Here is a 20,129-nt window from a genome sequence, read left to right as displayed (position 1 = left end):
CAATCCTCTCTCTCCCTTTTACCTTTATTTATGTTTCCATAACTTCCTAGCGTCTTCTAAATCCTTTGGCGTATCAATAGATATCCATGTTCCTTCATGTAAATAGACAGCCAGTTCTCTATCTTCAATTAGCTTTCTTAAAGGCTCTTCCTCTAGCACACAATCCGGCTGTGCCGATAAATAGTGAAAGAAATCTTTATTGCAAACAAAAAATCCCCCATTGATCCAATCATTTAACATTGGCTTTTCTGAAAAGCCATTTGCGATTCCATTTTCAATATCGAGTACTCCATATTGATTATTTTTTTTAATTCCAGTAAGTGTAACTGTTTTACCTTTCTCTTTATGGAAGGCAATTAGTTTATCTAAATCTATGTCAGACAAGCCATCTCCATATGTTAATAGAAAGATATCATCCTCAATAAATTCTTCTAACTGTTTAATTCTCGCTCCTGTCATCGTATCTTGCCCTGTATCAATACATGTAATATTCCAAGGCTCTGTTTTTTCGAGAATGTCATATTGGTTGTTTAATAAATCTATTTTGAGATTATTTTTTCTCCAAGCTAAATTTACAAAATAATCCTTTATTTGATCTCCCTTATATCCCAATGGCAGAATAAATTCCTGATGTCCATATTCACTATAATGCTTCATAATATGCCATAATATCGGTTTTCCATTAACATCAGCTAAGGCTTTTGGTATGTTCTCTGTTAAGCCTCTCATTCTCATTCCTTTGCCCCCACATAAAATAACAACTTTCATGCTTTCACCTCTTCTCTTAGTATTTTCATGCCATTATATGTACAGGCTACTAATTATGCATAGGTTGTTTCATTAAGTTTGACAAGATATAGGCAGAATTTTCGATATATTGAAGAAAAAAACTTTTCCCCCTTATGACTTTTTTCGTATAGATTATTATTTTTATCTTGAATAAACAGGTCGTTAGCCCCCATTGGAGTTTGGTATTCTTTCAAAAGTAGCAAGGGATATTTTTTGAAAATGTTGGAAGGGATTGGTGAAGATAACATATCCTTTTAAAATAGATTGATAGGGTTGGCGTTTTTTTTACGACTATCTATGAATGCTGACATGCTGCGCGATTAAGCAAATAATGGTGTTCATCTTGCCTTTGTAAACCACTTTGCTGCGCAATAAAGCAAATAGTGGCGTTCATCCAAGCTATCTTCACAAAAAAATGCCCTACAAGTAGGGCAAAGTCATAACGCAAAAACGATTAACTAATATGTTGTTCTGGCAATTGCGTTTTATATAGATTTGCGTAAAAACCTTTTTGTACCAGTAATTCGTCATGTGTGCCTTTTTCTACAATTTCGCCATCATTAATGACAAGAATGATATCAGCTTCTCTTATCGTGCTTAAGCGATGGGCAATAACAAAGCTCGTTCGTCCCTTCATTAGGTACTTCATCGCCTCTTGAATATGCAACTCGGTTCTTGTATCAACACTGCTAGTTGCTTCATCAAGGATAAGAATAGATGGATTCGCTAAAACGGCTCTAGCAATCGTTAACAGCTGCCTTTGTCCGTGACTTAGCTTGCTTCCATCACCACTTAAGTACGTATTATATCCATCTGGTAATTTTCGAATAAACAAATCAGCATGGGCAAGCCTAGCAGCTTCTTCGATTTCTTCATCCGTTGCATTTAATCGTCCATATCGAATATTATCACGAATGGTTCCTGAAAAAATATAAGGATCCTGTAAAACAAAGCCAATTTGCTCTCTTATTGTTCGTTTATCCATATGCTGAATCTCTTTACCATCAATTAATATTTTTCCTGAATCCACTTCGTAAAATCTTGTTAACAATTGAATAATCGTCGTTTTACCTGAACCTGTTGGACCGACCAATGCAATCATTTGACCAGGAGACACATGAAGGGAAACATTTTTTAGCACGGGAACATTTTCCTCATATGAAAAATGCACATTTTCAAAAACGACTTCTCCCTTCCATTTTTTCATTGGAGCTTGTTCAGAGTCTTTATCTAATTCCGAATCTATCTCCATGATTTCAAATACTCTTTCTGCTCCTGCAATGGCAGATTGCAACATATTATATTGATTCGCCAATTGATTGATTGGTTGACTAAACTGATTCGAATAATGAAGAAAACTTACAATAATACCAATTGTAATGACATCATGGTATGCAAATATACCTCCAAATACAGCGATAATAACAAAGCTTAAGTTACGCATGGAATTCATGATTGGTCCCATTGATCCTGATAGACTTTGTGCTTTCACACTAATAGAGCGGAGTTTTTCATTTTTTTCCTGAAATTCTTCTAACGTTTTTTCCTCTCTGCCAAATACCTTAATGACTTTCAGGCCAGCAATATTCTCTTGTACAAATCCATTTACTTCCCCAAGTAATTTTTGCTGTTCTGAAAAAAACTGGCGCGTGTACTTTGTTATTTTCTTCGTAATAAAAATAATTGTTGGAATTGTTAACATAGTTATCAATGTCATCCAAACACTTAGAGTTAACATCATTATTACACTACCAACCAACATAAAGACACTTGATATCAATTGAATAATAGTCTGATTGAGTGTATTAGAGACATTTGTAATATCATTTGTTGTACGACTCATTAATTCTCCATGTGTCCGCTGATCAAAAAACGGTATCGGTAAATGCTGAAATTTCTCAAATAAATCCTGCCGCATTGCTTGCACCGTTAATTGAGATAAACTAGAAGCTATATATTGCTGGATCCATGTAAAAACAGCTCCAAACACATAGACTGTTAGTAATAGAAGGACCATCTTAATAATTCCAGTTGATTTATGTACCAGAAGAAAACCATCAATGGTTTTCCCAATAAAAAATGGACCTAAAAGTGCGCAAATAGAAGTTAAAATGGTACTAATTACAACTATTATTAACGCCTTTCGTTGCTTTTTTAAGTAGTCCCATATTTTCAGAACAGTACCTTTTGCATTCTTTGATCTTACTTTTGGAACTTCTCCAGGTCTGGGGCCCCTTTGCTGAAAGCCCATTTGTGACATATTGACAGTGTTTTTATGAGAGTGTTTGCTGCTCATACGACAACTCCCTTTTCCCAAATTGCGATTGATAAATATCTTGATAAACCTCACAAGTTGCTAACAATTCCTTATGGGTTCCTTTGCCAACAATAGACCCATCTTCCATAACAAGAATCTTATCCGCATCAATAACAGAAGAAATTCGCTGTGCAACCATAAATGTGATGGTCTGTTTAGATAGAAATTCTATTGCTGCACGTAATTTTTTCTCTGTTGCTACATCTAATGCACTAGTACTATCATCCAATATTAAAATCGGGGCATGAATCAAAATTGCTCTAGCAATGGAAATCCTTTGTTTTTGCCCTCCAGATAAATTTACTCCTTTTTGACCGACTAATGTATCATATCCATTTGGTAATTTCGAAATAAATTCATGGGCCTGCGCTATTTTTGCTGCGTCTTCTATTTCTTCTTGTGTTACTTCAGCTTTACCAAAAGCAATATTTTCTTTAATTGTACCTGTAAACAAAATCGTTTCTTGCAAAATTATTCCTATTTTTTTACGCAACTCTAATAAAGGCAGATTTCTTATGTCTTTTCCATCTATTTCAATAGAGCCACCTGTAACTTCATATAACCTAGGAAGCAACTGAACAAGCGTTGTTTTCCCTGCACCAGTAGAACCAATTATAGCAACAGTTTCTCCACGTTTAGCCTTAAAATGAATATCCTTTAATACAACATCTTTTGCATTTGTTGAGTCATTATAGGAGAACAAAACATGATTAAATGCGACATTGGAAGCAGATATATCAGATTGAAGAACTTCCTGTTTATCATTCATCGCTTCTTTCATTGTTAATACTTCTTGAATTCTTTTAGCAGATACATTTGCTTGTGTAATATTCATAAGCACTCCACTTACCATAAGTAAGGAAGCAAGTACTTGAACCACATAGTTTATAAAAGCAACTAAATCCCCCACTGGAACAGTATTCATTAATACCATATTCCCTCCATATAAAAGGATGGTAACTAAACAAATATTCATGATTAATGTAACAATTGGTGAATTTATCGCTATAAAACGAGCGGCTTTTATGGAGATTTCTGTATAATCCCTATTAATCTTTCGAAACCTTTTTGTCTCATAATCAACCTAACAAATGCCTTTACCACCCGAATTCCTGCCAAATTCTCTTGAATGCTAGTATTTACAGCATCTAATTTTTCCTGAACCTTCGAAAATAGTGGAGAAGCAAATTTTATTAGAATAACAAGAACCATTATTAAAATTAGGAGTGTTCCAAATAAAATGAGACCGAGTTTTACATTTATTAACAAAGCCATTATTACACTACCAATCAATAAACTCGGTGCTCGAACCAGTCCCTGTAGCATAACTTGCATCAAGTTTTGTATTTGGATGACATCATTTGTCATTCGAGTAATCAACGAGCCTGACTGGAATTTATCCATGTTTTCAAACGAAAAGGTTTGAATTTTTTTTAAGAGCTCCTCCCTAATATCTGCACCAAAATTTTGAGAGACACGACTAGCAAAAAGGTTACAACTTACGCCAGTTACTAAGGAAAGAAATGCAACTAATACCATTACTAATCCTACATGCTCAATGACTTGAAAATTACGTTCTACAACTCCAAAATTGACAATATGCGCAGCTAGCTTTGGCTGAAGTAAATCAAAAAATACCTCTCCTATCATAAACAAGGGAGCAAGCAGCATAAATTTCCAGTAAGGCTTTATATATTTTTTTAATCCCCACATATTACTTTCCCCTTTAGTTATTGTCTTCCTTGAGATCTGATTGGTTTTGCCTATCTTCTTTGTTCCCATCACCTTCATGAAGTTCAAAGTGCTTAATAAACTCGTTAATAACCAGTTCAATTGCCTTTAATTCTCCTAGAATAACTTGATTTATTTCTTGAAATTCTGCTGTCACTAACTGTTGTTTTAAAGTGGTACGTTTAACTTGTAATCTTTCTAAAAAATCCATTGCCCGACCTCTTCGAAATGTTTTCGCTCCAGGTCCTCCTTTTCCTCGGTAGCCATCCCCTTTTCTAGGCCGCATTTGATGATCCTCAAAATGCTTCATAAGTTTGTCCTCCTTCCTCCATCGTATACAAATGAATACAATCATCTGATTTTAATGTATACATTTGTATACATTTTGCCAATACAATTAATTGAATAGTCTGTTTTATCCAAAGAAAAAATCTGCAATATTACCAGACGAAGGGTTCTCTCTTTTGCTTAAAATCCAAAAAAAATGCTATAAGGCGAAACAGCCTCATAGCATTTTACTTACCCTATTTTAATTTCGTTGCCTTCTATTACTACTTTTTCACTTTCTCCTAGGTTCGTAAATACCATTGGAGTAATAATAGAAGGTACCTTTGATTTAATTGCATCAAAGTCAATTTCCATTAATTTTTGCCCTTGTTTTACTTTATCTCCATCCTTTACAAAAGTAGTAAAACCTTCCCCTTTTAAAGTAACGGTATCTAATCCGACATGGATTAAGATTTCTTTACCATTATTGTCTGTCATACTTAATGCATGTTTTGTAGGGAATATATTCATAATTTGTCCATCTGCAGGAGCAACTAACACCCCATTCGAAGGGTCTATTGCAATACCATCGCCCATCATTTTTTGTGAAAATACAGGATCCGGCACTTCACTAATATTTAATAACTTTCCTTGTAAAGGCTGAATATAATTTTGACTTGTAGCCGTTTTTTCTTCTTTATTCTTTTTAAATAGATTTTTAAACAAGCTGATTCCCTCCAATTAAAGATTATCTAATTCTAGTTTAACGCAATAACAAAAATTTTCCCATAAATCTGATTAATAATATTTCCTGCGATATCTTTCATTCGCAGGAAATATCTCTTACTTCATATAATAAACAACGGACTCATATGGTCTTAACTTAATAGTCTCTCCATATGAAGCAGAATCTGGATAGTTAGAAAGAATAGTTGTACTTGCTAATCCTGTAGTATCAACATGCTTTGGTACAGTAAATACCGCTTCTTCCTCGTAAAAATTATTTATTACGAATAGCTTTTCTTTATCTGTACTGCGTAAGTAAGCAAATATTTTATCATCATCAGGAGCAAGTAACTCATAATCTCCATCTGTCACAATATCGTATTCTTTACGAAGGTTAATTAACTTTTGATAGTGATAGAAAACAGAATCTTTATCCTTTAAGGCATTTTCTGCATTCAGCTCTTTATAATTTTCCGCTGTTTCTATCCATGGAGTTCCCTCTGTAAATCCTGCATTTTTTTCTCCATTCCATTGTACTGGTGTACGAGAATTATCACGAGATTTTCTTCGTAGAACTTCTAAGATTTCATCTTCTGGCTTCCCGCTTGCTTGTAAAATATTATACATATTCAAGGATTCAACATCACGGTACTGATCAATGGAAGTAAATTTAGGATCGGTCATACCAAATTCCTCACCCTGGTAAATATAAGGCGTTCCTTGCATCATATGAATTGTCGTTGCAAGCATCTTAGCAGATTCCTTATGATACTCTCCATCATTTCCATAACGAGATACAATTCGAGGCTGATCATGGTTACACCAGAATAGTGCATTCCATCCTCCACCTTCATTCATACCAACTTGCCATTTAGATAAAATTTGTTTTAAAGCATGGAAATCCATTTCCCCAATTTTCCACTTTTCGCCGTTTGGGTAATCAACCTTTAAATGGTGGAAATTAAAAGTCATGCTTAATTCATTTCGTTCAGGCTTAGTATATTTAATACAATGCTCTAAAGTTGTGGAAGACATTTCTCCAACAGTCATACTATTATATTTTGAAAATACTTCTTGATTCATCTCATGAATAAATTCATGCACACGTGGGCCATCTGTATAAAACTTTCTTCCATCACCAGGAGCTACTGAACCATCATCATCTGGAAAGTTTTGATTTTTAGAAATCAAGTTTATTACGTCGAGACGGAAACCATCTACTCCTTTTTCAAACCAGAATTTCATCATTTTATAGACTTCATCACGAAGTTTCTCATTCTCCCAGTTTAAATCAGCTTGGGTTACATCAAATAGATGCAAATAATATTGACCGGTTTTTTCATCATATTGCCACGCATTCCCACCGAATTTAGACTGCCAATTTGTTGGCTCACTTCCGTCTTCTTTTCCATCTTTCCAAATGTAAAAATCACGATATGGATTATCTTTCGAAGATGCCGCCTGTTTAAACCATTCATGCTCCGTAGAGGTATGGTTAACTACAATATCCATAATAATTTTTATTCCTTTTTGATGAGCTTCATCTAATAGCTGATCAAAATCTTCCATTTTTCCATATTCATGATGAATAGAATAATAATCGCTAATATCATAGCCATTATCTTTTTGTGGGGAAGCGTAAATAGGCGTTAACCACAGTACATCTACCCCTAATTCCTTTAAATAGTCTAATCTTTTAATAATTCCTTGGATATCCCCTACTCCGTTTCCTGTTGTATCTTGAAAACTCTTCGGATAAATTTGATATACTACTGCCTTTTGCCACCATGCTTGTTCCATCTATCTACACCACCGATGTGAAAATTATGTCTTTTTCTTTTATGCTAAAAGCTCAATGGAATTAGTATTAGCGTTTTTATTTATTTCATTATTATTTGCAGAAAAAGTGCTAATTCCACTTGCTCACCTGCACACAAATTAGTCGACATCATCATGACCGTCAACTTTATTTGATTCAATTATTTTAGCAAAATCATTATGAACGAAAATATATTATTTTTCTTCCCTTTCATCATAACATGTATATACAAGTTGTCAACTAATTAAGTAATACGTTTTCAAAACTTCTTCTCTTGAAAAAGCTATGATTTAAAAACTTGTACGTATAATATGGATTAATTTCTATGAGTCATTTATATGCCCCATCAAAGCATCCAAAATTTCATTTACACTATTTTCTTTCATTCTCCCTAAATATCACTATTTTTTCCTCTTTCCACTAAGAAATCATTGGTCTTTTATGCCTTTTTTTGATACGATAACTCTATAATTTTTTATTGTACGTATAAGTTAGCATCGTTCACTACAATAGAAAGCGGTGAAGCAGTGGCACATACAACAAAATACAATATGGTGAAAGAAGAAATTACGGACTGGATTACTAACGGTAAAGTACAACCTGGAGAAAAAATATATTCAGAAAATGAATTAGGAAAAATGTTCGGTGTAAGTCGCCATACAGTTCGTCAAGCTATAGGCGATTTAGTTCATGAAGGTTGGCTATATAGAGAACAAGGTGCTGGCACATTTGTCTCTCATCAACACATTCATCCTTCTCAAGCAACAACACATTCCCATCAGCCAATAAAAAGAACAAAAAATATTGGCGTTATCATGACACATATATCAGACTATATTTTTCCATCCATCATCAAAGGAATGGAATCTTATTTAACCAATCAAGGCTATTCTCTCACATTCGCTTGTACGGACAATGATATAAAAAAAGAAAAACAATGTCTTCAGACAATGCTAAATAGAAATATAGATGGATTAATTATTGAGCCGACTAAAACCAATACCTTTAATCCAAACATAAAGCTTTATTTAGAGTTGGAGCAGAATAAAATTCCCTATTTAATGATTAATCAATTTTATTCACAACTCTCCCCCCCTCATCTAGTGGTGGATGATGAACAAGGTGGTTTTATTTCTACCGAACATTTAATTAAACTAGGGCATAAAAAAATCATCGGATTATTTAAATCAGATGATTTACAAGGAACGAATCGGATGAAGGGATTCATACAAGCTTTCAAAGCATACTCCATTCCATTTTTTCCAGAAATGCTGATTACTTATTCAGATGAAAACCAAGCAGATTATCCGCTAGATCGATTAGCGGAAGCATTCGAAACAGTTAATAGACCAACTGCTATTATTTGCTATAATGACCAACTTGCTATTCAAGTAATTCAGTTTCTTCGCACTTTACACATATCCATTCCAGAAGATATCTCTATTATTGGCTATGATGATTCCCTATTAACGGAAACATCGGAGGTCAAATTAACTTCTGTGTCCCATCCCAAAATGGAGATGGGCATTGAAGCAGCTAAATGGATTGTTAATGCAGTGGAAGAGAAAGGAACTTTACCTCCATCCTATGTATATAAACCAAAGCTGGTCTTAAGAAATTCTACAGCACCTTGTCCGAATACTTAATAGAAGAAAAGGGAGTGCGATACTGTGGGCAACACTCCTTTTCCATAGCCTAAAGATAACTATTTAGTACAGTTTTAGGGTTACGATATTAATTATTGAAAAAGTACATTTGCTCCACATATTAGGAAAGAACATGTATACTATTAGTAGATTTATACTTAGGAGTGATCCATTTTGAAGGATGAATTAGCTTATATAGGAAACAAAATCATAAAAAACAAGAACATCCTTGCTGAAAATACGAATACCTTGCTATCTCAATTTTTACAACAGCAAACAACTAATATATCCCTTCCTTATCCTGAAGAAGCTATGCTTGAATGGAATGCCAAACTTTTTTATATTTTAGCTGAAGCATTAAAGGATAATAAAGATGCAGATGGGATACAGAATTGGTCTAAGGAAACTGGAGAAGCGTTTGTAAGCAACCATATCCCTTTACAATCTGCACTTCGCTCCCTATCCATTTATCGAAATGTTATTTGGGACGTATTCACAGAAGAATTAGAACAAAAGTCTTTTGCACCAATTACCATGTTGGATGTAGGGAAGATTATTGATCCAATTCTCGATGAAATTAGTGCATATATTGGGCATATATATGAAGAACATAATACGAAGATAATGAAGCTAGCATATACCGCTTTAGAAGAATTATCTGTACCTGTTGTTCCCATTGCGAAAGAAACAGCGATTATCCCTCTTATCGGAGAAATTGATACACAGCGCTCTCAATTGATTTTAGAGGTGGCATTACAGGAATCCTCCAATTTAAAAATCGAGTATCTAATTTTAGACATCTCTGGCGTACCAATTGTCGATACAATGGTTGCAGATAATTTATTTAAAGTCGTTCACGCATTAGATTTGATTGGAGTTAAATCCATTGTCTCTGGTATTAGACCAGAAATTGCTCAAACGATTATTTCTTTAGGAATCGACTTTAGCAAGATTACCACATGTGCAAATTTACATACTGCTTTAGCTAGCATTGGATTGAAGAGAGTAGTAGAATGAGAAAAGGATGTCTTAAAGGGTTATTTCAAAAATAACGTCTTTAAGACATCCTTTATTATTTATGCAGTATAGCGCTCTTTTTCAATTTCTTTTAATGATTTGCCTCTTGTTTCAGGAGCCATTATGAACCCGACAATTGCTGCAATTAATAAGAAACCTATCATAATTAAGCCTGAAATCTTAAATCCTAATGTAGTAATCATTAATGGCACTACTAAGGAAATTAATCCCACGGAAACACGTGCTGTTGCAAATAAGAAGCCTTGTGCTTTCGCTCTATACTTCGTATGGAATAGTTCACTTGACCATAATCCGTAAAATGCCTGTGCACCAAAGCCAGCTGCAACACCCCATAGAATAACGAATGTGAATAATTCAAACATTCCCATTGAACCTAAAGATAATACTAACCAAGCAATAATTCCAAGGACAGCACCAATTGTATAAAGCAATTTCCGATTTACCTTATCACCTAGTTTAATAAAAACAAAGTAAGTAGATGCAACTGTTAATATCCATAAGAATGCTTGTAATAAATTAGCATGTGCTGCTGTTAAACCACCCACTGTTTCATAAATATATGGCATAAAGTAACCCATTACACCTGCAACTAAATTCCAGAACACATAGATTCCTATTAAAAGAACGATTGCTTGACGATTCGCTTTAATGGAGAAAAGTTCTTTAATTGGATTGGCAATTTTCTCCCCTTTTTGTATCTGATCCTTTTCCTTCTGTTTTTCTTCCTCCCAGATTGCTGATTCATTAATCTGTTGCTGCATAATCCAAGTTACTAAAGCGATTACAAATAATTGCGCAAATATGATTCTACTTCCTAATAACCCTAAAGGAGCTAATAAAACAGATAATAATAGCGAGATTGCTGGTCCTACAGACCAAGCTAATTGACCATAGCCTATTCTAGCCGCTCGCTCCTTATCAGGTGCTTCTTCTGCAATATATGTCCAAGCAGCCGGAATAGCTGCACCTACTGCAATCCCTGTAATAACATAACCAATTAGCAGCATTGGAAAATTGAAAGAGAAAGTAATTAATAAAACCCCAAGCATGTAAACGAGAAGATCATATTTATAGATGAATTTCCTTCCATATTTGTCCACTAAAATACCACCAATTAAAGCACCAATTGCGGATCCAAACCCATTTGCACTTAACGCGCCCAGTAAACCAAGCTTAAAATCATCTAAATGCAAATATTCCATCCAAAGAGTCAATCCACCTGCACCAGCAACAATAGAGCCTGCTTCTAGATAATTGGACATAGCTACTGTAATCGTAGCCTTTTTACTATTTTTTTTCACAGCAGTTGCCATAACGAATCTTCCTCTCTATTATTCTATTCAAGATAAAAAACACTTTGTAGCTGCTTAGAAACAGGACTGTTGTCTGGATTTGTCTCCATTAATGGCTCCATATAGTCCCACCACTTCTTACAAATTTCCGTTTCTGAAACCTTATCCCATGTTTCTACATCGTCTACTTCTAAATAAGCAAATAATTGTCCAGATTCTACATCTAAAAAAATGGAATAGCGATGCACGCCATGAGCCTTTAAAGTCTCCTTCATTTCTGGCCAAAGCTCATTATGCCTCTTCTCATATTCATCATATCGATCCTTATATACACGCATAACACTTGCCAATCTAGTATGTTTTTTCATTTTTCTTCCAACTCCCTTCTTATAAATTGAAAGCAATTACATTGTTGATATTTACATAATACCGCATGATAAAAACGCTTAATAGGAGACAAAACTAAGATTAGGGGGATAAAAAAACGTTTATTGGTAGGGTTTTCATTTTTTGTTCGCAGATGGGCTAGGGAGAGACAGGCTATAGAAGAAAGCATTTCCAGACGAGTATCTCTAAATAACAAAAAGCTATCAGAAGTCCATTTTTACTAGATTCCGATAGCTTTTAATTTACATAATTCTTCATCTTTGTTTACTTTCCTATTTATCTTTGTAGATGTGCATCTCTATATTGAGAAGGCGTGTACCCATACCACTGTCTAAATAATCGACTAAAATACTTTGTATCCTGATAGCCTAATTGAACAGCGATATCATATATTTTAAGATCCGTTGTTTCCAATAATTCGGTTGCTTTTTTCAATCTTGTTTTCGTTATATAGTCTAGAATTGTTTCCCCTGTCTGCTCCTTAAAATAAGCACTGAAATAAGTAGGACTCATATATACTTGTTGTGCAATTAATTTAATGGTAATTGATTCGCCCAAATGAGCTTGAATATAATCCTTTGCTTTTTGAATTGGATTTTTATTTGATCTTTTTGCTGCTTGAATCCTTTCCATTACAGAAAGGACCCAAAATTTTATCTTATCCTTTAATTGATAAAAATTGGAGGTGTTTTTTGTCAAAGAGATTACCTCACGGAACAATACTCTTTCTTCGCCAAATCCTTCTAATTCAACCCATCTGTTTACAATTCTCATTCCAAGTAATTGGACAGCTTCTTCTAAAATACTTGCAGATCTAATCAGCTTCAGCTTTTTAAAATATTCATCGAGCGAGGCAATAACTTCTTTCTTCTCCTCATTTTCAAGACTAAATAAAAGCTGTTGGATGCTTTTGATAATTTCCGCGCTATGATTTTTACTCTCTTCACTTGTTTCAGACAATTGCTCAAGCCAAAACACTTTGTTACAACCATAAATCATTCTATTCTGCATAATATTTTCTAATTTTTTTCGATTATCCAAGAACTCTTCTATCCTTGTAAACTCCGTCCCAACGGCAATTGTAACGGTATTCTTAGATACCCTTCTTACATTTTCTTTCCATAATTCTAGTAAAGCTTCCGTATCCGTATGAAATGGCTCCTGTTCTGGATGTTCTATTAAGACCCAGATTGAAAAAAGATCATCTCTCCATAGCCAATTTCTTCTATTCGTAGAAGAAGACCATTCTTCTAATACAATCTTTAAGGAAGAAAGAATATCTTCGTTTGCTTGTTTTAGCCAAGCTGGATACTCATCCGACAAGGTTTGTTTTATATTTTGATCAATGCTAAAATACAATAATTGAAATGAACCTTTTCCTAAAAGCTGTCGCCATTTCTTCTTATGTTCTATTGAATAATCTTCTACTTGCAATTGACTTAATAAATATACTTGCTTTGTATAATCCAGTTCTTTCGCCTTACGTTGCAATTGCTGCTTTTCATTTTCTTCTGCTCTTTTTATTTCAATTTTTTTCTGTATCTCTCGTAATACTTCTTTTAATTGTTCTCGATGAACTGGCTTTAATAAGTAATTAGAAACTCCTTCTTTTATAGCAGATTGCAAATAGACAAAATCATCAAACCCACTAATGATAATCGACTCAAATGACATTTTATCTTTTAATCGATTAATAAGCTGAAGCCCTGTTAATTCTGGCATTTGCACATCTGTTAATAGTAAATCAAAGGTAAGTGACTTTTCTTCTATGTTTTCAATCGCATCTTTGCCATCAGAAAAGGCTCCAATGATTTCCCACGCTTCTCCCTGTTCTTCTACCATCCGTTTCATCCGTTTTAAAATTCTTGGCTCATCATCTACAACAATCACTTTCATTTTCTCCATTTTTCCCCTCTCCCTCTGGCCATTTCTCGCACACAATACAAGGATCTGTAATCAAAGGTAAAAAGATTGTCACTGTTGTTCCCATTGATTCTACGCTTTCAATCGTTATGCCGTACTTATTTGTAAACAACATTTTAATTCGTGCATGGACATTCGTTAATCCCACTCCCGATTCTCTTGTAAAATAGTCTTGCTTATCTAAGTTTTTTTGAATGCTCTGCAGTTTTTCTTTATCTATTCCAGGTCCATTATCCTTAATAATAATCTTTAATTTTTCATCCTCCACCAAAATAGTTATGGATATTTTTAGTACCTTTCTTTGTTTCATTCCATATTTAAAAGTATTTTCAATAATTGGTTGAATAATAAATTTAGGAGAATAGTAGAGTGGAATCTGTTCTTCTCCATCCATTTCATAATGGACTCTATCCTCAAAACGAATTTTTTGTAGTCTTAAATAGTTTTTTATATGTATTAATTCTGTTTGTAAAGGTACTAAGCTTTCACTACTACTTAATGAATACCTCAACATTTGTCCAAGAATCCCCACCATATCGACTGCCGTTTCCGAATCCTCTTCCTCAATCACTGCTCCAATAGTTTCTAATGTGTTGTACATAAAGTGCGGATTTATTTGTGATTGCAGTGCATAGATTTGTGCATTTCGTTGTTGTAGTTCAATTTCATAGTTTTTCTGTATGAGTATTCTTAATTGTTCTAACATGGATTGAAAACTTTCAGCTAATTGTCCTACTTCATCCTTATTGATTGGAGTAATGTTGACATGTAAATTACCATCTTCCACTTCCTTCATTACTTTTCCAAGATGTTTAATCGGTTTAGTTACAGACCAAGCGATAAAAATCGATATAATGGTCGAAATAATCATTAAAATTAAAAAAATGGAAAGTGTATAATTCTTAACAATATCCGTTCTTTCTGTTAGATATTTCATTGGAATACTATGGGCTAGAATCCAGTGTTTGGTGGTTGACTGATTCATACTATATAGCACATTTTCCTTTGTTTGCTCCATAGTTCGAAAGCTACCATTGACAAGGGGATAGTCCACTAAACCGCCATCTATTTGTCCAATTAGTGATTTGTCAGGATGATAAATAATATAGCCGTTTTCATCCATTAACCACATAGTAGCTCTCTCTTCCTTATCAATATCATTAAGGATTTTTTCAATAAATTCCACATCTACTGCAATGATCAAAGAGCCTAAGCTTTCTCGATTTTCAAAATCTGTTAGTTCCTTAACAAGTAATATAAATGGAATATCTTTTTCAAAGGTCAAATTTGTTTTATTTGGCAAAATAATAGGGGTATCCCCGGCTAAATCATGTATCTCTCCAAAAGGGAGAATGGAATCATCAAAATTCATTCCTTTAAAAGGGGTTTTCGTGCTTATATAATTGCCATTATTCGTGATCAAAAACGCGGCAAGAATATCTGAGTGATTACTATTTAGATAGTTATTGGATAAAAAACTTTCTACTGTATACTTTTCCTGTAGAAAAGCTGATTTCTCCTTGTAAGGGGTACTTCTTAGAATAGACATGATTTCTTTTGAATTATAAATCGCATGAGGCAAATCATTTAATAGGTTTAATTCATTTTCAATATTTTTATTTGCTTGATTTAATAATCTAGGAATATATTCACCTACTTGTTCCTCTATGGCTTTTGTATTTTGTGTATATGTAATGTATCCTAATATCCCCATCGGAATGACGGTCATTATCATATAAGTAATGATTAACTTACGCTTTAAGGGGGCTCGACCTAACTTAAATAGATGTGTTCGTCTAAAAATCATATTGATCGATATTCTCCTTTGTAAAATCAATTGGCTGCCCCATAATAATCGTATCGTCTTTCACTCTAATAACACCGACATTTTCAAAAGACTTATTATCAGTCACTTCATTTCCCAATAAAAGTTCTTTTGCTACACTTACTGTTAAATAGCCTAATTTTTTGGGACTCCATAAAGTACTAACCTGCATCGCTCCATTTTTCAAATAGGAACCCACTAAATTAGGACTTGATAAACCAACAACTGCAACCTCTCCTACTTTATTAGCATCCATTATTGCTTGTGCAGCTGCCGGAGGTCCTACCGATGAACCTCCAATAATCCCCTTTAAATCCGGATATTTCTCTACCAGTTCTTTTGCGATCATATAGGCTTTTTGTGGATTATCATTCGATTCCCCTACTTCCAAGAGCCTCATATTAGGATAGTTTTCTTCTTGTTGAATCACCATCCACTTAATCCATTCCTTTAAAGTTGCCGCATTTTCTGAACCGGTAATAATGGCATAAGAGCCTTTTTCCTTCATATTTAAAGATAGAGTATCCATCACATGTCTACCTAATGTTTCTGGATCAACAGAGCTGACAAAATATTTCCGATACTTTTCATTTGTATCCGAGTCCCATGTTATAACAACAATCCCTCTTTGTTTTGCTTCTAATAATATAGGGCCTAATTTTTCTGGATCATTTGCTGAAATGGCAATCGCATCAACCTCTTTTTCTATGTATTCCTTCACAAGCTGCTCTTGTTGCTGCCAATCCGCAATTAATGGACCGGCATATAGTACATGGACATTCAAATCTTTCCCAGCTTCTAAAACTCCTTCTTCCACTGCATTAAAATAGGGAATACCATTTACTTTTGGAATGACAGCAATCGTATATTCCTTTTCAGTGGCTGAACTTTTCATTTCTTTTGTTTGACTCCTATCATCCTGATAAATAATTTCATATTTTTGATTAGAAGAATCGAAAGTGCATCCGCTTACAATATTCAAAAGTATGAACATGATCATTATTGATTTTAGCTGCATTTCTTTTCACCTAACTTTCATTAGTCTCTAAATGAAATATTTTTTCTTGAGGAAGATTAAATAAAGTGCTTTCTTTTTATTATATAAAAAATAAACAAAAAAATATATGTTTGTTTATTTTTATTTTATTCAGTTTTATTTTGAATACCATCCGATTTTCTGTACAAATCAAAACAGAAGAGATTAGTACGCAAAAAAACTAATCTCTTCTATATACAAGTCTCGCTGTTTACAAATTTATATTATTATAGAATTTCTTTAAACATAGAAATTACTTCTTCCTTTGTAGGTTGAAATGGGTTTCCAGGTGCACATGCATCTAGTAATGAAAAACTCGCTAGTTTATCCAAATCAACCTCATCTACACCTAACTCTGATAATTTGGTTGGAATTTCTACTGTTTGGCAAAGCTTTATTATGGCTGCAATTACTTCCTCTGCACATTGGCTATCCGTTTTTCCTATAGTAGGGATACCAATTGCTTGTGCTATTGCTGGAAATTTATGTGGGTCTCGCTTCGCATTTTCTCTTTCCACAATAGGTAGGAGCATGGCATTACATACACCATGAGGTAAATCATATACCCCTCCAAGTTGGTGAGCCATGGCATGAACAAATCCTAATCCCGCATTATTAAATGCCATACCTGCTAAGAACATTACATACACCATTTGTTCACGTGCTTCAATATCATGTCCGTCCTTCACTGCACGGGGTAAATAGGTGAATATTTTCTCTACCGCCGCTAACGCAGTAGCATCTGTTACTGCATATGCTCCTGGAGTAACAATTGCTTCTATCGCATGAGTTAAAGCATCTATACCTGTTGCCGCTGTTAATGCAGCAGGCTTATCTACCATTAGCTCCGGATCATTTACTGATATTGTTACAAGACAATTTTTATCAACCATTACCATTTTAACTTGGCGCTCTTCATCAGTAATGACATAGTTAATAGTGAACTCACTTGAAGTTCCAGCAGTTGTATTTATCGCTACAATTGGTACTGATTTATTTGATGTCTTTCCTACCCCTTCATAATTCCTAATATCTCCACCATTCGTTACATAAAGACCTATTGCCTTTGCAGTATCTTGAGGAGAACCACCTCCAACAGATACGATAAAGTCACATCCATTGTCTTTATATACTTCTACTCCTCTATATACATTCGCGATTGATGGATTAGGCTTCACTTCTGCATAAACAGCATACTCAATTTCTCTATCCTCCAATACTTTTTTCACTTTAGCAACAATTCCACTCCCATTTAGAAAAGCATCTGTTACTACTAGCGCTTTTTTTAATCCCAACTCTTCTATTTGTGGTCCAACATCCTGTAAACAATCTCTCCCCATTAAATTTATACTAGGGACATAAAATACATGAGCACTCATTTTTATTTACCCCCTCTTATTTGTTCAACATTTCACAAATTAATTTATAAAGAAGGGCAATATGCCCTACTCTTTTATAGATTTAAAATTCCTTCTCTAGGCACAACCTGAAATGCATCTGCTAAATCTTTTAGCTGCTGGTCTGTAATGGTTTGTTTTATCTTAGAGGAATCCCCAATGATTGTATAAATTTGTGCTGCTTTTTCTGCTGTTTCAATTAAACCAAATGTTTCGTCCATGGTTGAACCAGCACCAAAGATTCCGTGATGTGGCCATACTACTAAACGATGCATCAGCATTTTCTCCGCTGTTTTTTCCCCAATTGCATCTGTTCCAGGAACCATCCAAGGCAATATACCAATTGCATCTGGAAAAACAACAATACATTCTGTACACATTTGCCACAATGTTTTCGTAAAGCTAGCTTCATCTAAATCATGAATAAATGTCATTGCGAGTATATTAGTCGCATGATTATGCATGATAATCCGGTGGTTAGGGTCTACTCGCAAACGGGCAATATGACTCATAAAATGGGAGGCTAACTCGCTTGTAGGATTGGACCCATCCTCAAAGCCCCAAAGTATGTGAACCTTTTCTCCATTATTATCTACTTTTAAAACACCAAGTGTATTTGCAGGATCTTTTTTCACATTTTTAAAATACTTGCCAGAACCTGTAACGATAAAATATTTCCCTGCTAATTCTAACACTGGAAACTTCAATGGAAGAGACCGGTTACTTTTGCTGACATCTAAATACTGTTCAACAATTTCCTCCTCTAAAAGATAACTAATATTCCCCCCATTTCTTTCATCCCAGCCCATATTCCACATGTTTAATGTTGCTTCACACATTTCCTTTATAAATGGTGCTTCTGAGATATTTTTCTTTTGCATAATCGCTACCATTCTGTCACTCCCTTTATTTTTCATTAACTAGTATTTTTATATTCTTTGTTTTTCACATCTTCATATTACTCTCGAAACAAAAATAAGTCAACATATACAAAAATAAAAACAGAAATACTTTATGTATTTTTTGTGAATTTTATTTTGTTTTTGTTTGTTTTATCATAATAGCTTTACCATTCAAAAACAAAAAGAAGACAGCACCAACATTTTTCAATCTGTTGGTGCTGTCTATAAATTACTGCTCAAACTACTATTTCTTAAACATTTTCTCTTAAGATAGTACTGCCTTAAAGGATATATTCTTTTCCTGAAACCAATTTTCATATTCTGCTGGTATATTTTCATCCGTAATAACATGGTGTATCTGATCTAGATTTGCAATATGAGCAAAGGTTTTCACTCCAAATTTACTTGAATCTACAAGGAGCGTTACCTCAGATGATATATTCATCATCTGTTTCTTTAATAATGCCTGCCATTCATTCGCATCACTTAATCCGCTTGCTACATCTACCCCTTTACATGATAGAAATAGCTTGTTCACATAATATCTGTCTAGGGAACGCTCTGCTAAAGGTCCTACATAAGATAAAGATTTGGATAGAAGCATGCCACCTGTTGATATTACTTTAATTTGTTCTTTCTTACTCAATTCCAATGCAACCTTAATTGAATTAGTAATAACCGTAAGTGGCATATCTGGTAGTTGGGCTGCCATATACCAAGCGGTGGTACTGCCATCCAATATAATTTGTTCTCCTGCTTCAATACTTTTTACAGCTTCTCGAGCAATTGCTTTCTTTTGCTCGGCATTTGTTACCTCTCTTACGATAAAGGGAGTATCTGCAGGTTCTTTTTCAATACTCACAGCCCCACCATGACTTCTCATCAAAAGCTTTTCCTGTTCAAGCTTTTCTAAATCTCTTCTAATCGTTTCTTCTGTTACAGAGAAAATCTCACTAAGCTCCGTCACACGAATGCTTAGTCTTTCATTTATAAGCTCCACAATTTTTCGTCGTCTTTCCGCTACAAGCACTTTC

17 protein-coding genes are annotated in these 20,129 nt (G+C 34.3%); 2 read left to right on the top strand and 15 right to left on the bottom strand.

The window, feature by feature from the left end; translation table 11 throughout:
- Window positions 1–24: 24 nt before the first annotated feature.
- The 7 genes from NYE52_RS06305 to treC all read right to left on the bottom strand — a co-directional run bounded on the left by NYE52_RS06305 (window position 25) and on the right by treC (window position 7,630).
- On the bottom strand, window positions 25–768 hold the full coding sequence (locus tag NYE52_RS06305; protein WP_341192282.1) for a sugar phosphate nucleotidyltransferase: 744 nt from the start codon (window positions 766–768) through the stop codon (window positions 25–27).
- Window positions 769–1,243: 475 nt separating this feature from the next.
- On the bottom strand, window positions 1,244–3,085 hold the full coding sequence (locus NYE52_RS06300) for an ABC transporter ATP-binding protein (RefSeq protein WP_341192281.1): 1,842 nt from the start codon (window positions 3,083–3,085) through the stop codon (window positions 1,244–1,246).
- On the bottom strand, window positions 3,063–4,133 hold the full coding sequence (locus NYE52_RS06295; protein WP_341195126.1) for an ABC transporter ATP-binding protein: 1,071 nt from the start codon (window positions 4,131–4,133) through the stop codon (window positions 3,063–3,065). The genes NYE52_RS06300 and NYE52_RS06295 overlap by 23 nt, the downstream gene beginning before the upstream one ends.
- Window positions 4,130–4,819 carry an ABC transporter permease gene (locus NYE52_RS06290; RefSeq protein ID WP_341192280.1) on the bottom strand — a complete coding sequence of 230 codons (690 nt, stop codon included), beginning with the start codon at window positions 4,817–4,819 and terminating at the stop codon, window positions 4,130–4,132. The genes NYE52_RS06295 and NYE52_RS06290 overlap by 4 nt, the downstream gene beginning before the upstream one ends.
- 13 nt (window positions 4,820–4,832) lie before the next feature.
- Complete coding sequence (locus NYE52_RS06285) at window positions 4,833–5,147, bottom strand: hypothetical protein (RefSeq protein WP_445669095.1); 315 nt, start codon at window positions 5,145–5,147, stop codon at window positions 4,833–4,835.
- 209 nt (window positions 5,148–5,356) lie between these two features.
- Entirely contained in the window at window positions 5,357–5,830 is a 474-nt protein-coding gene (locus tag NYE52_RS06280) for a PTS sugar transporter subunit IIA (RefSeq protein WP_341192279.1), read from the bottom strand.
- Window positions 5,831–5,947: 117 nt separating this feature from the next.
- Entirely contained in the window at window positions 5,948–7,630 is a 1,683-nt protein-coding gene (gene treC, locus NYE52_RS06275) for an alpha,alpha-phosphotrehalase (RefSeq protein WP_341192278.1), read from the bottom strand.
- Window positions 7,631–8,176: 546 nt separating this feature from the next.
- Between treC and NYE52_RS06270 the strand changes: the two genes are divergently transcribed.
- On the top strand, window positions 8,177–9,295 hold the full coding sequence (locus NYE52_RS06270; protein ID WP_341192277.1) for a GntR family transcriptional regulator: 1,119 nt from the start codon (window positions 8,177–8,179) through the stop codon (window positions 9,293–9,295).
- A gap of 174 nt (window positions 9,296–9,469) precedes the next feature.
- Window positions 9,470–10,312 (top strand): STAS domain-containing protein, encoded by an 843-nt coding sequence (locus tag NYE52_RS06265; RefSeq protein ID WP_341192276.1) that lies wholly within the window; start codon window positions 9,470–9,472, stop codon window positions 10,310–10,312.
- A 59-nt stretch (window positions 10,313–10,371) separates the two neighbouring features.
- On the opposite strand, the gene NYE52_RS06260 is transcribed toward NYE52_RS06265, so the two are convergent.
- The 8 genes from NYE52_RS06260 to NYE52_RS06225 form a co-directional block, all read right to left on the bottom strand.
- A complete protein-coding gene (locus NYE52_RS06260; protein ID WP_341192275.1) occupies window positions 10,372–11,646 on the bottom strand; it encodes an MFS transporter in 1,275 nt (424 codons plus the stop codon).
- A 23-nt stretch (window positions 11,647–11,669) separates the two neighbouring features.
- Window positions 11,670–11,993 (bottom strand): L-rhamnose mutarotase, encoded by a 324-nt coding sequence (rhaM, locus tag NYE52_RS06255; RefSeq protein WP_341192274.1) that lies wholly within the window; start codon window positions 11,991–11,993, stop codon window positions 11,670–11,672.
- Window positions 11,994–12,288: 295 nt separating this feature from the next.
- Entirely contained in the window at window positions 12,289–13,917 is a 1,629-nt protein-coding gene (locus NYE52_RS06250) for a response regulator transcription factor (protein WP_341192273.1), read from the bottom strand.
- Window positions 13,886–15,742, bottom strand: coding sequence for a cache domain-containing sensor histidine kinase (locus NYE52_RS06245; protein ID WP_341192272.1), 1,857 nt, complete (start codon window positions 15,740–15,742; stop codon window positions 13,886–13,888). The genes NYE52_RS06250 and NYE52_RS06245 overlap by 32 nt, the downstream gene beginning before the upstream one ends.
- Window positions 15,732–16,655 carry an autoinducer 2 ABC transporter substrate-binding protein gene (locus NYE52_RS06240; protein WP_341192271.1) on the bottom strand — a complete coding sequence of 308 codons (924 nt, stop codon included), beginning with the start codon at window positions 16,653–16,655 and terminating at the stop codon, window positions 15,732–15,734. Before NYE52_RS06240 ends, NYE52_RS06245 begins: the two co-directional genes overlap by 11 nt.
- A 368-nt stretch (window positions 16,656–17,023) precedes the next feature.
- Complete coding sequence (locus NYE52_RS06235; protein WP_341192270.1) at window positions 17,024–18,175, bottom strand: iron-containing alcohol dehydrogenase; 1,152 nt, start codon at window positions 18,173–18,175, stop codon at window positions 17,024–17,026.
- Between the two features lie 74 nt (window positions 18,176–18,249).
- A complete protein-coding gene (gene rhaD, locus NYE52_RS06230; protein WP_341192269.1) occupies window positions 18,250–19,086 on the bottom strand; it encodes a rhamnulose-1-phosphate aldolase in 837 nt (278 codons plus the stop codon).
- Between the two features lie 274 nt (window positions 19,087–19,360).
- Window positions 19,361–20,125 carry a DeoR/GlpR family DNA-binding transcription regulator gene (locus tag NYE52_RS06225; protein ID WP_341192268.1) on the bottom strand — a complete coding sequence of 255 codons (765 nt, stop codon included), beginning with the start codon at window positions 20,123–20,125 and terminating at the stop codon, window positions 19,361–19,363.
- Window positions 20,126–20,129: the final 4 nt, after the last annotated feature.

It is taken from the genome of Niallia sp. FSL W8-0635, assembly GCF_038007965.1.
GTDB lineage: Bacteria > Bacillota > Bacilli > Bacillales > Cytobacillaceae > Niallia.
The sequence above is the reverse complement of the archived record's forward strand: the minus strand, read 5'-3'. Positions and strand labels throughout refer to the sequence as shown.